This window comes from Psychrobacillus sp. INOP01 (assembly GCF_018140925.1).
Classification (GTDB): Bacteria; Bacillota; Bacilli; order Bacillales_A; family Planococcaceae; genus Psychrobacillus.
This window is the reverse complement of the sequence record NZ_CP073315.1, coordinates 4039221-4052744: the sequence shown is the minus strand read 5'-3', so window position 1 is coordinate 4052744 and position 13524 is coordinate 4039221. Positions and strand designations below refer to the sequence as shown.

The 13524-nt window shown below is 36.4% G+C and carries 13 protein-coding genes; 4 read left to right on the top strand and 9 right to left on the bottom strand.

The window, feature by feature from the left end; genetic code table 11:
• Positions 1-45 precede the first annotated feature (45 nt).
• From narI to KD050_RS19830, 9 genes are all read right to left on the bottom strand, one after another.
• Positions 46-732: a respiratory nitrate reductase subunit gamma gene (narI, locus tag KD050_RS19870; protein WP_211894023.1), complete on the bottom strand. Its 687-nt coding sequence runs from the start codon at positions 730-732 to the stop codon at positions 46-48.
• A complete protein-coding gene (gene narJ / locus KD050_RS19865; RefSeq protein WP_211894022.1) occupies positions 719-1294 on the bottom strand; it encodes a nitrate reductase molybdenum cofactor assembly chaperone in 576 nt (191 codons plus the stop codon). Before narJ ends, narI begins: the two co-directional genes overlap by 14 nt.
• The gene (gene narH, locus KD050_RS19860) at positions 1287-2831 is read right to left on the bottom strand and encodes a nitrate reductase subunit beta (RefSeq protein WP_211894021.1); all 1545 of its coding nucleotides are present in this window, start codon (positions 2829-2831) and stop codon (positions 1287-1289) included. Before narH ends, narJ begins: the two co-directional genes overlap by 8 nt.
• On the bottom strand, positions 2821-6495 hold the full coding sequence (locus KD050_RS19855) for a nitrate reductase subunit alpha (RefSeq protein WP_211894020.1): 3675 nt from the start codon (positions 6493-6495) through the stop codon (positions 2821-2823). Before KD050_RS19855 ends, narH begins: the two co-directional genes overlap by 11 nt.
• A gap of 730 nt (positions 6496-7225) precedes the next feature.
• Positions 7226-7909 carry a molybdate ABC transporter permease subunit gene (gene modB / locus KD050_RS19850; protein WP_211894019.1) on the bottom strand — a complete coding sequence of 228 codons (684 nt, stop codon included), beginning with the start codon at positions 7907-7909 and terminating at the stop codon, positions 7226-7228.
• Positions 7890-8672 carry a molybdate ABC transporter substrate-binding protein gene (gene modA, locus KD050_RS19845; protein WP_211894018.1) on the bottom strand — a complete coding sequence of 261 codons (783 nt, stop codon included), beginning with the start codon at positions 8670-8672 and terminating at the stop codon, positions 7890-7892. The genes modB and modA overlap by 20 nt, the downstream gene beginning before the upstream one ends.
• 108 nt (positions 8673-8780) lie before the next feature.
• The gene (gene ric, locus KD050_RS19840) at positions 8781-9479 is read right to left on the bottom strand and encodes an iron-sulfur cluster repair di-iron protein (protein ID WP_211894017.1); all 699 of its coding nucleotides are present in this window, start codon (positions 9477-9479) and stop codon (positions 8781-8783) included.
• A 104-nt stretch (positions 9480-9583) separates the two neighbouring features.
• On the bottom strand, positions 9584-10477 hold the full coding sequence (locus tag KD050_RS19835; protein ID WP_211894016.1) for a manganese catalase family protein: 894 nt from the start codon (positions 10475-10477) through the stop codon (positions 9584-9586).
• A gap of 18 nt (positions 10478-10495) precedes the next feature.
• Positions 10496-10723, bottom strand: a complete 228-nt coding sequence (locus tag KD050_RS19830; RefSeq protein ID WP_211894015.1) for a DUF2642 domain-containing protein — start codon at positions 10721-10723, stop codon at positions 10496-10498.
• Positions 10724-10833: 110 nt separating this feature from the next.
• Between KD050_RS19830 and KD050_RS19825 the strand changes: the two genes are divergently transcribed.
• From KD050_RS19825 to KD050_RS19810, 4 genes are all read left to right on the top strand, one after another.
• Positions 10834-11400, top strand: coding sequence for an SLOG family protein (locus KD050_RS19825; RefSeq protein ID WP_211896369.1), 567 nt, complete (start codon positions 10834-10836; stop codon positions 11398-11400).
• Complete coding sequence (locus KD050_RS19820) at positions 11397-11969, top strand: hypothetical protein (protein ID WP_211894014.1); 573 nt, start codon at positions 11397-11399, stop codon at positions 11967-11969. Before KD050_RS19825 ends, KD050_RS19820 begins: the two co-directional genes overlap by 4 nt.
• Positions 11970-12096: 127 nt before the next feature.
• Positions 12097-12729, top strand: coding sequence for a spore coat protein (locus KD050_RS19815; protein ID WP_211894013.1), 633 nt, complete (start codon positions 12097-12099; stop codon positions 12727-12729).
• A gap of 94 nt (positions 12730-12823) precedes the next feature.
• The gene (locus KD050_RS19810) at positions 12824-13486 is read left to right on the top strand and encodes an HAD family hydrolase (RefSeq protein WP_211894012.1); all 663 of its coding nucleotides are present in this window, start codon (positions 12824-12826) and stop codon (positions 13484-13486) included.
• Positions 13487-13524: the final 38 nt, after the last annotated feature.

Here is a 13524-nt window from a genome sequence, read left to right as displayed (position 1 = left end):
AATTCCCCTTATGGATAAAAAAGAAGACCGAGGTCTCCTTTTTCTTTATTCTGAACGATTCTTTCTATATAAGATGTAGCTTCTACCTACGTAGTTTAATGGTACACTCCATACGTGAACTAATCTAGTAAATGGCCATAATGCAAATATTAAAAATCCTGTTACTACGTGGATTTTAAATGACATTGGAACATTTAACATATATGAAGCATCTGGCTGCAAGATAAATAAGTTTCTGAACCATACGGAAATGGAGGTTCTATAGTCAAAATCAGGTTGAACTGCATTTGTGACAAGCGTTGCATACATCCCCATAAATACGATAAATAATAATATCACATTTACTATTAAATCTGAAGCACTACTCAATTTCCGAACTGTGGACTTCGTGAATCGGCGAGATGTTAAAATTATCATTCCTGCTAATGTCACGAAACCAAAGAATCCGCCAATGTATATCGCTCCTATATGGTATAAATGATCATTTACGCCAACTGCTTGAAGCCATGATTTCGGAATAGCTAACCCAGATACATGCCCCATTATTACTGGAATAATACCAATATGGAAAAGTAAGCTTCCGATCATTAATTGTTTTTTCTCTATAAATTCACTCGATTTCGCAGTCCAGCTAAACTGGTCTGTTTTATATCGAAAAATATGACCAATAATAAAAACTGCTATACAAATATAAGGAAATATAACCCATAAAAACTGATCAATCATGTTCATGATTTACAGCCTCCCTTTCTATACATGCTTTAAAGGTTTCTCGTAATCCTCTAACTAGTGGGAGATATGGGCTATTAAATTTTTCCAATGCTTCAATCAAATGATATGTCCCATCTTCAAGTACAGCGAATAGTATATTAAAACTATCTTTTGCTCTTGGATCGCCTAACCATTCTGCTGCGTATAAAAATTCACAGATAAGTGGCAGATAATCAGAAAGTTCCTCTGCCGGCATATCTAAACCAAACATTTCATACATCACTTTTAACTTTGCAAGCATTTGACCTCTTTCTTTTGCATCCTCAAACTTAAAATAAGTCATGTATAAGGTTGCATTTTTTTGAAAATCAAATGTTTGTACATATAGTTCCTGTATATCATCTAAACTATACGTATGAATTTCATCCCAGTATTCTTTAACTAACTCGTAAGCTGGGTCCTCAGGTGAAAATGACTCTCCTAAGGCAGTTGGATGAAAGGTTAGTTTTTCTGGATAAGTTAGCTGTTGGGCAAAAAAGCCGAAAGCTGATTTATGTTTATATAGCTTTTCTAAATCAATCACGCCAAATACCCCCATAGAAATTCTCTTCATAAATTTCCTTACCCGTTTTAGTTGGTGTTGGATTTGGAGATGCTGGTCCGCATCCGTCACAGCCCATATCGTAGCCCATAGAGCCTTGTGCACGGTAAGGGTCCATATATCCCTCTCGATGAGATGTTGGAACGACAAAACGATCCTCGTATTTAGCAATTGCCAATAATCTATACATTTGCTGTGTTTGATGAGCTGTTAAACCGACACGTTCCAAACGACTTTCATCAAACTCTTTACCAGAAGACATAGCACGCATATAGGAGCGCATCATTGCCATTCGTTGAAGAGCGCCTTTTACTGCTTGAGCATCTCCGGCAGTTAGCATATTTGCTAAATATTGAATTGGCGTACGCATCTCTTCAATTGCAGGGAAAATCATATCAGGATTTTTAATAGAATCCTTCCCTTCGAAATAGTTCATAATAGGGCTTAAAGGCGGAACATACCATACCATTGGCAATGTTCTATATTCCGGATGCAATGGGAATGCAAGCTGGTACTCTATTGCGAGTTTGTAAACAGGTGAATTTTGTGCACCCTCAATCCACTCTTCTGCAATTCCATCTTTTCTTGCTTGCTCAATGACTTCCGGATCATTTGGATTTAAGAAAATTCCACACTGTGCTTTGTACAAATCTTTTTCATCTGGAGTTGAAGCTACTTCCAGTACACGATCTGCATCATATAAAAGTACTCCTAAATAACGAATACGACCTGTGCATGTTTCGGAACAAACAGTCGGAAGTCCAGATTCAATTCGTGGATAACAGAATGTACATTTCTCTGCTTTATTTGTTTTCCAGTTGAAATATACTTTTTTGTACGGACATCCAGTCATACAATAGCGCCATCCACGACATGCTTCTTGGTCAACTAGAACGATACCATCTTCTTCACGTTTATACATAGCTCCAGATGGGCAAGATGCCACACAACTTGGATTTAAACAGTGTTCACAGAGTCTTGGTAGATACATCATAAATGACTGTTCAAAATTGAATTTTATTTCTTCCTCAATTTTTTGGATATTTGGATCAGTTGGCCCGGTAATATGGGCTCCAGCCAAATCATCCTCCCAGTTTGGTCCCCATTCCAAGTCCATATATTCTCCAGTAACTACTGATTTTGGACGAGCAACAGGTGAATGTTTCACTTCTGGTGAATTAGTCAGTTTTTCATAGTCATATGTCCATGGTTCATAGTAATCTTTCATCTCCGGCATATCGGGATTATAAAAAATCTTCCCTAAAGCTATTTTAGAAAGCTTGGAACCCGATTTCAGTTCCAACTTTCCATTTCGCATTTGCCATCCACCCTTGTATACTTCTTGGTCTTCCCAACGTTTCGGATATCCAATACCTGGTTTAGTTTCTACATTATTAAACCACATGTATTCGGCACCCTCACGATTTGTCCAAGTACTTTTACATGTAACACTACAAGTATGGCACCCAATACATTTGTCTAGGTTCATCACCATTGCAATTTGCGCTTTAATCTTCAAGCCAATTTACCTCCTTCATCTTACGTACAGCTACGTACCCATCCCTTTGGTTTCCTATCGGACCATAATAATTAAATCCATAGCTTAGTTGTGCGTAACCTCCGACCATTTGCGTTGGTTTTACATGAATTTTTGTAGGTGCATTATGACTTCCACCACGTTCTTCTGTAATTTCAGAACCAGGAACGTTAATATGCTTATCCTGTGCATGGTACATGAACATAGTTCCTTTTGGCATACGATGACTAACAACAGCTCTAGCTGTAACTACTCCATTTCGGTTATATACTTCTAACCAAGCGTTATCCTCAATGTCATGCTCCGCTGCATCATCATTATTAATCCAAACAACTGGTCCACCTCTAAATAATGTGAGCATATGCAGATTATCCTGATAAGTACTATGGATATTCCATTTTCCATGTGGCGTTAAGTAACGTAGAACTAATGCATCTTTCCCACCAACAATAGGTTTATCCTTTGTACCAAATACCATAGGTGGCAATGTTGGTTTGTAAACTGGTAACGATTCTCCGTATTGTAAGAATATCTCATGATCAATATAAAAATGTTGACGGCCTGTTAGTGTTCTAAATGGAACAAGTCGTTCAATATTTGTTGTAAATGGTGAGTATCTTCGCCCTAATTTGTTCGAACCACTAAACACTGGAGTTGGAATTACTTCCCTTGGTTGAACGGTAATATTTTGGAACGTAATTTTTTCTGCTGCACGGTCTGCAGAAATATCCTTCAGCTGAACACCAGTATCTTTTTCTGCTGATTCGAAGGCTTTTTGCGATACTTTACCATTTGTTGCTGAAGATAAGTGAAGTACAGCGTTTACTGCTTGTCTTGCTGAGTGAATCATTGGAAGACCATTTTTTATCGTGTCATCAAAGTGGGCTCCATTTATTTTTTTCATATCTTCATACTCTTCGGAAACAGAGAAGCTCACACCATGTGCTCCAATCTTTCCTTTTTCAGTTAGAGGTCCGAGGGAAACATACTTATCATAAACTTTTGTATAATCTCTTTCCACGACTGTAAAGTTTGGCATTGTTTTACCAATGATCGGTTCCACTTCGCCCTTTTTCCAATCCTTCACTAATCCCATTGGTTGAGAAATTTCACTTTTCGAATCATGAGCTAGTGGAGATGTAACTACATCTTTATAGACTCCAGGTAGATTCACCTCTGCCATTTTTGAAAATGTTTCGGCTAATGAACGGTATACATCCCAATCGGAACGCGATTCCCATAATGGATCTACCGCTGGATTGAACGGATGAACGAATGGATGCATATCGGTAGATGAAATATCCGTTTTTTCATACCAAGTTGCAGCTGGTAATACAATGTCTGAATATAATGGAGTAGTTGTCATTCTAAAATCGATTGACACTAGAAGGTCTAATTTACCTTCTACATCCTCTCTCCACTTGATTTCTTCCGGTTTTTCATCTTCATTTGGTGTCGCTAATAATCCATCACTTGCACCTAGTAAATGCTTCATAAAATATTCTTGACCTTTGGCAGAACTTGAAATTAAGTTTGATCTCCACACAAATAGTGATTTTGGGAAGTTTTCTGGTGAATCTGGATCTTCGATTGCAGCTTTCACTTCCCCTGAAACGACTTGATCATATGCAATTTTAATAATTTCTTCATTTGTTGTTTGTCCTTTGGCAGCTGCTTCTTCTGCGAAAAGTAAACTGTTTTTATTGAATTGTGGATATGATGGTAACCAACCAAGACGTGCAGCTAAAACATTATAATCTGCAGGATGTTGGTACTTCAGATCCCCAGCTAGAGGAGATTTTAATGAATCATTACCCATTTCTTCATATTTCCACTGATCGGTAGCAAAATAGAAGAAGGATGTTGCATTTTGTAGACGCGGTTGTGCCTGCCAATCTTTGGCAAACGCAATTGTACTCCACCCTTCAATCGGGCGAACTTTTTCTTGGCCAACATAATGTGCCCATCCACCGCCGTTAACACCTTGGGAAGCTGTCAAAATAACTAAGTTTAAAATAGAACGATAGATTGTATCACTATTGAACCAATGGTTAATACCAGCCCCCATAATAATCATCGATCTACCTTCTGTATCAATAGCATTTTGTGCAAATTCTCTAGCCACTTGTACAACTACTGAGGATTTAACACCAGTTACTTTTTCCTGCCAAGCTGGTGTGTAAAACGAATCTGCATCATCATACCCTTTTGCATTAAATTCACTTTCACCACGATTAATACCATACTGACTTAACATTAAATCATATACAGTCACCACTAAACGAGTAGTGCCATCTGCCAACGTAACTTTTTTAGAAGGTATATGCCTATTAAATGTTCCATTTGAAACATTATCAAAGAAAGGAAAGACTATTTCTGTTTGACTTGCTTCAAAATTTTCAACACTCATAGCAGGATCAATTTTAGTACCATCTTCATTTTCTAAAATCAAATTCCAGTTTTTATCTTCTTCCCAGCGTTGACCCATTGTTCCATTTGGAACGATTATTTTAGCTGTAATTTCATCAATAATTACTGGCTTCCACTCAGCATTCTCCGTAGTATCTCCAAAATCACTTGCGCGTAAGAATCGTCCAGCTTTGTGGATTCCTTCATGTTCATCCAATAAGATTAAAAACGGCATATCTGTATATTGTTTTGCATAGTTAATAAACATTTCTTCTTTTCGTTGTACATAAAACTCATCTAAAATAACGTGGGTCATTGCTTGAGCAACAGCAGCATCCGTTCCTGGATGTGGAGCTAGCCAGTTATCCGCAAATTTCACGTTTTCTGCATGGTCAGGAGCAACCGATACAACTTTCGTTCCTTTATAACGAACCTCTGTCATGAAATGGGCATCAGGTGTACGAGTTAGCGGTACATTTGAACCCCACATAATTAAATAGCCTGAATTATACCAATCAGATGATTCCGGTACATCTGTTTGTTCTCCCCAGATTTGCGGAGAGGCAGGTGGTAAATCAGCATACCAATCGTAGAAACTTAACATTTCACCGCCAAGTAAGCTGATGAATCTCGAACCAGCTGCATAGCTAATCATTGACATTGCTGGTATTGGTGTAAATCCAGCTATTCTATCAGGACCATACGTACGAATTGTATAAATCAATTGTGCACATATCAATTCCATCGCATCTTGCCACGTAACTCGAACATGTCCACCTTTACCTCTAGCACGTTTATAAGTAAATGATTTCTCAGGATCTTCTACAATACTTGCCCATGCATCGACTGGATTTTGGTGTTCATGTAAAGCTGATTTCCAAAGTCTCCATAGTCGTCCTCGCATATAAGGGTATTTCACTCTTAACGGGCTATATTCATACCAGGAGAATGAAGCTCCACGAGGGCATCCCCTAGGTTCAAACTCTGGCATTTCAGGACCACATGAAGGATAATCTATTTGCTGATTTTCCCATGTAATAATTCCGTTTTTCACAAATACTTTCCAACTACATGATCCAGTACAGTTAACTCCGTGCGTCGTACGAACTACTTTGTCGTGAGACCAACGTTCACGGTACATATTTTCCCAGTCTCGGTTTTTTTGCTCAAGAATTGACCAGCTTCCTGAATATTTTTCTGTAGGCTTAAAATACTTCAATCCAAATTTACGTTTCATTAGTATCGATCACCCTTCCTTTTCGAATGAATAGCATGACGGGAATCAATTACTTGCTCATTCTTATACTATTATTATGAAAGACTATGACATTAATCGACATTAGGGAAAGTCCTAATCACTACTGGGATTTCCCTAGAGAACTATATTCTTAGGGGAAATAAATGAAAAGTGCAAGACGCCTTCTATGCTCATAACATGTTTCCATCATTTCGGTTGGCTTTGAACAGACTTGTTGCTATATTATTATCGATCGATTTTTTAAAGAGGATGATTGTGACTGACGTCACAATCATCCTCCCTTTTATCGGTAATCTTATGCCATTTGCCTGTCCGTCGCCTTCTTTAAGAAAGCCACATTATTTATACTTTTATCCCGTAAAAACACATTAAATTCCAACGGGAATAGTTAAAATATTGATCCCATAATTCAGAAACGGTGATTGGATCGAATTGCCATAAATTTAACTTAATATAATTCTATTATTACAGCGATACGCTATGCAAAATCATATTATAAAGTACTACTCCCTTTATTGATTGGAGAGAAAGGCGGCAACTCCAGCGGGAACAGCGAGAATTTCGAGACCCCGCAGGGAGCGTAGCGAACGAGGAGGCTCGGCCTCTCGCCCGCGGAAAGCATCCGCCTGAAACGGAAATCAGCAGTATCATTGTATAATCTTCTTCAAAAAAAGACTTAAGCATATTTGCTTAAGTCTCAAAATAGCATTCAATTACTCTCTTTACGCTGAATAATCATCAACATGATAAACGATATAAATATAATAGAAATAACCCAGAGCCAAGCCAATTCCATATTTCCGGAATCAATTGCAGTATAAATTGCTGTAGGTAGGGTTTGGGTTTGACCAGGGATATTACCTGCAAACATTAAAGTGGCACCAAATTCACCTAGCGCCCGTGCAAAACTTAAAATCGCACCAGAAATAATAGACTTAGATGCGAGAGGGATTGATAAATAGTATAGAATCTTCCATTCACTTGCCCCATCAACTCTAGCAGCTTCCTCTATTGTTGTATCAATTGCTTGAAATCCGGACTTGGCCGATTGGTACATTAATGGAAAAGCAACAACTACAGAAGCAATCACTGCAGCCCACCAAGTAAATATAATTGGCTGGTTAAACAACCATTCGATCCCTTGTCCAAAAATACTATTTCGACCAAATAAAACAATCAGCAAAAATCCGACAACAGTAGGGGAAAGCACCATTGGTAGCAATAGGACTGTTTCCACAATCGACTTTCCTTTGAATGAATTTCTCGCTAAAAGTCTCCCTACTAGTATTCCAGAAATAATAACTATAACGCTAGCTATGATAGTAATTTTCAAGGATAACCAAATGGGATTAAAAAACTCGTTCAAAGTAATGTTAGTTAATAGTAAATCCATAATCCTTAAAAACCTTTAATCCTTCCTCACTTTGAAGATAATCATAGAAATCTTTTGCTTCTTCATAGTGTTTGGTTTTCTTCAAAATCCCAAGTGGGTACGTGATTACAGTGTGTGTTTGCTGTTCTGCTGCAGTGATTACCTTTACCTTTTCAGAAGAAATTACATCTGTTTTATAGACAATTCCTGCCGTTACATTACCTGTCTCAACGTATGATAGTACTTGTCTAACATCTTTAGCAAACACTATTTTATCTTCTATATCATTCCAAATCCCTAGGTTTTGCAATGATTCTTTTGCGTATTTTCCTGCGGGTACAGTTTCAGGGGTTCCAATAGAGATTTTCTCTATTTCTTGTTTATCGAGGTCTTGAAAGCTACTAATATATGTTTCCTTACCATTTGGAACGATCAATACTAACTCATTTCCTAATAAATCAGTAACATCAGTTTCATCAATAAGGCCCTCTTCCACTAACAAATCAAGTTTATCTTCCGCCGCAGAGAAAAAAAGATCTACTGGGGCTCCTTGGGAAATTTGTTGCTGTAGAGAACCAGAACCACCAAAGTTAAAGTGCAATTTGATATGAGGGTTTTCTGTTTCATATGTATTCTTTATCTCTTCCACTGCTTCTTTTAGACTCGAAGCAATAGAAATAGTTAATTCTGTTTTTGAATTTTCTTCACTGTTAAACGGCGAACACGCTACTAGAACTGAAACGATTAATAAGCAAGCTATGATTAATTTGATAATATTGTTCATAATGTCCTCCTACCTTAAACACTTTCTCTAATTATAGCTCCTAATCCTCCAAAAAAAAATAGTCGCTACTTTTGTCAAAGTAACTTCGACTAAATAGCGACCTTTCTGTTAGATTGCTTTTCTCACATTTTCAAATAATATATTATTCTCTAAATGAATATGTTCAAATGTGTCTTTTTCAAGCTGCTCAAGTCGTTGATATACTAATCTGAATGTTCCGCAAGCACTTTCTGGAGGTGTGAAATTATTAGTTATCTCTCGTAGCTCTTTAAGAAGATTACCAGCATTTTCATGTTCTTCTTCTAATTCTAGTACATGTGGTTTTAAATTCTCTACATGCTCTTCTGTTAGATTCGCTATAAATTCCTTTATTAATGGGAATACAACATTGTCTTCATCATCGGTATGGTCTATTAATTCTCTTTTTAAAACAGTGAAAATCTCTTTAACTCTGATGAGATGTGGATGATTTTCGCCATGTACTTTTGATACTTTTGTTATATAAGGTGTCAAAGAAGGTAATTCCTCACGTAAATAAGCATGATGCTTCGTTTGTATATGTTCGATCAACGCCTTCTCATCTAAAGAAGTTGGTAGCGTTTGTTGATATTCTGTTTGTTTTGATTGGATACCTTTCACTTTTTCTAGTACCTCTTCTGGGTCTAACTGTTGATTTATCGCTGCAGTTCTAAGTGGCACCTTTCCCCCGCAACAAAAATCTATTCGAAGCTTTCTAAACAAATCACCAGTTTGTGGTATTTCTTTTACAATTTCTGAAACATTTGTTTCTACGGATAATAAAGTCATTTTCTTCAATCCCTTCTTTAAATGTCTACAATTTAATTGTAAATTGTAAACTAAAAAAGAATACTAGGGAGTTCCCTTTTACTCGAATATTTTACGCTATTTCTTTACATATTAGCCAATAATCTTTTTGCTATAGCTTCATATTCGTCCGGTCCTATACCTGGTGCAAATTCTTCTGGTAATGATCTTAAATCAGGAATATCATACCCTTTTGGACTTCCCTCTTTCACATATAGCTGTTCTCCACTCAACGGATTAGTGCCTTTCCAAATCTGATTAATATCTTTGTAGTCACCTACATTATTCCATGTGAATAATACATTACCATACCCTTGATCTTCATACTTTCTTGCAGTATCAAATACACGATTATCTAGGTTTGGTATTGGTAACATTTTCGTGACATCTGTTCCAGTCGCTATCTCAATAGCTTTTGCATACGCAAGAACATGTGTTCCTCCACGTACAAGTAAATATCCAATCATTTCTCGAGCTGTCGGGTGATCCGTCATCTCATATACGCGCATTTTATGAGTTCTAGCACCACATTCTAAAAAGAAGTTATGAAGTAAATCTAATACTAAGTTTCCACTTGAAAATACGTAGTCACCTCTCCAAGGATTTCCCATGGAATCTCCAGCCAAGGATGTTTGAGCATTCGCGATAAAAGCGTAAGTATTTCGTTTGTCTATAGCATCTTGAAGCGGAGTGGTATTTGGATCACCTGTAAAAGAAGAATTTTTGTTTAGCAGGTTAATAGTATTGGATACTAATTCCACATGTCCAAACTCTTCTGCAGTAATGCTAGCTACTAAATCATAAAATGGTTTTAATTTCGTCCTTCCACGAAAATTGAATGATTGATACATATAATTATTTAATGTCGACATTTCTCCAAATTTCCCGCCTAGTAACTCTTGTACCGCTGAAGCAGCATTAGCATCCCCATATTCGACAGTGGGTAGATCGATTAATAATTTATCCACTCTTTGAAACAAATAACAAGCTCCTCTCTTTTATTTTATAGGTGAAATCCACACTATTTGTTGTGTTCTGACATAAAACGGGACCCCGCTTACGTCCACTACTAGATGATCTGGTGCAATACCCATAAGTCTACCTTGTATTGTACTTCTAGTAGTTTGAACAGCAATCATTTTGTCCTTCAATCCCTTAGCTACCTGATATACATAACCTTCAAAATGACTTACAAATTCTACGGTCGCCTGTGGTTTGTCGTTCACTAAACATCCATCCCTTCCTCACAATCATATTAGTGTATGAGATAAGGTTTTATATGGTTACGAGAACATGCTATGATGGACTAAGACGTTTAGATAAGTTGGGTGATGTAATGATTAAAAGATTATTAGTAACAGGTTATAAAGCACATGAATTAGGAATATTTAATGAATCCCATGAAGGAATTCCTATCATTAAAAAAGCAATAGAAACTCAACTTCGTGTTTTATTGGATGAAGGATTAGAGTGGGTAATATTAGGTGGTCAACAAGGGGTAGAAACTTGGACTGCTGAACTAATTTTAGAGCTTAAAGTTGAGTATCCACATGTAAAATTTGCAATTATTACCCCCTTTTTAGAGCAAGAAAAAAATTGGAATGAACAAAAGAAAGAAATGTATGAGCGACTATTAATGCAAGCTGATTATCATACAAGTGTCACTAAAAAACCGTATGAAGCTCCTTGGCAGTTTATAGAGAGAAATAAATTCGTTGTTCGTAATTCGGATGGAATGTTAATCGTATACGACGAGGAAAATGAAGGCTCACCGAAGTTCATCAAAAAATTAGCCGAGCAATTTGCTGAAAAAAATGATTATCGATTAATCGTTATTGATGCATATGATCTCCAAGTAATGGCAGAAGAAATAGCTGAAGAAGGAAGGAATCAATTTCTATGATTACAAACAAACTCACTAAAAAAATCGAGGAAGCAACAAACAATGAAATAGCGTTAACAATGGAAGAAAAAGATTTTGCAGAAAGAAATCAATTACTACCAGAAGGATTAAAAGTTATTGAACAAAACTTATTTAGCGATGCAATTATCGAAAGATACAACAAAGAAACGGATGAGTTAATATCTAAAGAATCTACAACATTTTTACAAACACCTGTATCCTATTTTAAAGACAATATTCAAGAATATGTTTTTTTAGAAACACCGATTTTGGATGTTGTTAGCGTTGATGCAATTGCAGTTGAATACGATGAAGTATTTGAAGTTTACACTGCAATGTTCGGTTTATTTATACAAAAAAAATATAACGAAGAAATTAGAGCGGTTTTAGATGACCACTACAACTCAGAGAAAATGCAATATAGTATGATGTTTGCTGGTAATGAAGGTTTATGGGAAATTAATTTACCTATAAATTATTTAAAAGGTTTCAATGATTCCTTTACTATCGAAGAAGTATATCAATTATTATACTCATTAATCTTTAAATTAGTTTCGACTATTAAATAAACGACACACAATCCCAATATAAATATGTTGGGATTGTTTTTATTTTTATACCATGCATATTTTATATCCTTTTGCTCAAACTACAAAGGATGTTTCATCACAGTTTCTACAAGGAGGAAAAGTTGGAATGACACAAAACCCATTTGGACAAGGTCAAGGTCAAACACATCAAAATATGCAAACTGGTAATATCCCGCAAAATATGAATCATGGCGGTCATGAGGTTTTTGACCTGCATGAAGTACTATCGACAGTTGTTTCTGGATTAAATTTAAAAACACTTCTTCGTCCACATGTAAAAGACCAGGAACTGCTGAATATTTTAGATCGACAATATGCATTCGCATTAGACGAATATAATATTACGGTAGAATGCTTTAAAACAGGTACAGATCCATCACACCCAACTTCTAGCTATAAAATGCAAACTGGAAATGATTTTATTTATGGTATAAAACCTTCCCAACCCAAAAAGCCAATCCAATCTGCCAATGAGCTTTCGGACGAACTGATTTCTGGATACCTTCTTGGAGCTGCGAAAGCCTCCGCCACTATAAAAACTGGAGCTGCATTAGAAACAACGAATCCGGTTGTTCGCCGTGTGCTAGCAGATTCAATTCCTAACTGCATTGAAATGGCTTATGAGCTTTCCATTTATCAAAACAAACACCATTATTACCAAGTTCCACAGCTGGATCAGCAAAGCATGCAAGCAATGACGAACTCATTTGGCCCTGCTCAAGGTAAAATGATGAGCTAAATAATAAATCCTCGTCCCATTAGTTTGGGGCGATTTTTTATTTATTCATGTATAATAATAGTATGAATTATTATTTGAGAAAAGGGTGGAATTTATGCGAGTAGCTATTTTTGATTTTGACGGAACTATTTATGCAGAAGAAACATTTACATTATTAATGAAGCATTTAAAAGAACACCCTATCTATCATTCATCATACAAACGTTTTTACCGAGCAATCGTGCCGCCATACATAGCAAATAAAATCAAATTATATCCGGATAACAAAATGAAAAAACGTTCCATGCAATTATATTTAGAAGCATTTGAAGGTCTGACAAAACAGGAAATGGATGTATATTTTGAGGAAATCAAAGCTGTCATGCAGCAAGATTTTAACCAAACAGTGTTAGAAAGACTCAAACTTCATCAGAAAGAGAATGTTCATATTTTACTAGTATCCGGTGCTTATACACAGTTTTTAGAACGTGTGACAGAAGGACTTGTGTTCAATCAAATAATTGGAACTGATATATTTTATAAGGACGATAAAGTCTATACCAAGAATATACTTACCCATGTAAATGGGGAACAAAAAACAATGAAGGTCCATGAAGCTTTGAGTGGACATAAAATTGACTGGGAAAATAGTTTTGCCTATGGAGATAGTTTTTCAGACTTGCCGGTTTTAGAGCTAGTAGGAAATCCCGTGGCCGTTAGACCAGAAGAAAAGCTACGGAGTTTAGCAAATGAGCGTGGATGGGAAGTAATGGATTAAGCACTTTATGATTTCTAAGAGAATTTTGTTCGATTATA

Bases quoted from the DNA above. Each gene is read 5' to 3' on its own strand.
- narI (WP_211894023.1), bottom strand. From the start codon at position 732: ATGAACATGATTGATCAGTTTTTATGGGTTATATTTCCTTATATTTGT.
- KD050_RS19855 (WP_211894020.1), bottom strand. From the start codon at position 6,495: ATGAAACGTAAATTTGGATTGAAGTATTTTAAGCCTACAGAAAAATAT.
- modB (WP_211894019.1), bottom strand. From the start codon at position 7,909: ATGGATTTACTATTAACTAACATTACTTTGAACGAGTTTTTTAATCCC.
- modA (WP_211894018.1), bottom strand. From the start codon at position 8,672: ATGAACAATATTATCAAATTAATCATAGCTTGCTTATTAATCGTTTCA.
- ric (WP_211894017.1), bottom strand. From the start codon at position 9,479: ATGACTTTATTATCCGTAGAAACAAATGTTTCAGAAATTGTAAAAGAA.
- KD050_RS19825 (WP_211896369.1), top strand. From the start codon at position 10,834: ATGATTAAAAGATTATTAGTAACAGGTTATAAAGCACATGAATTAGGA.
- KD050_RS19820 (WP_211894014.1), top strand. From the start codon at position 11,397: ATGATTACAAACAAACTCACTAAAAAAATCGAGGAAGCAACAAACAAT.
- KD050_RS19815 (WP_211894013.1), top strand. From the start codon at position 12,097: ATGACACAAAACCCATTTGGACAAGGTCAAGGTCAAACACATCAAAAT.
- KD050_RS19810 (WP_211894012.1), top strand. From the start codon at position 12,824: ATGCGAGTAGCTATTTTTGATTTTGACGGAACTATTTATGCAGAAGAA.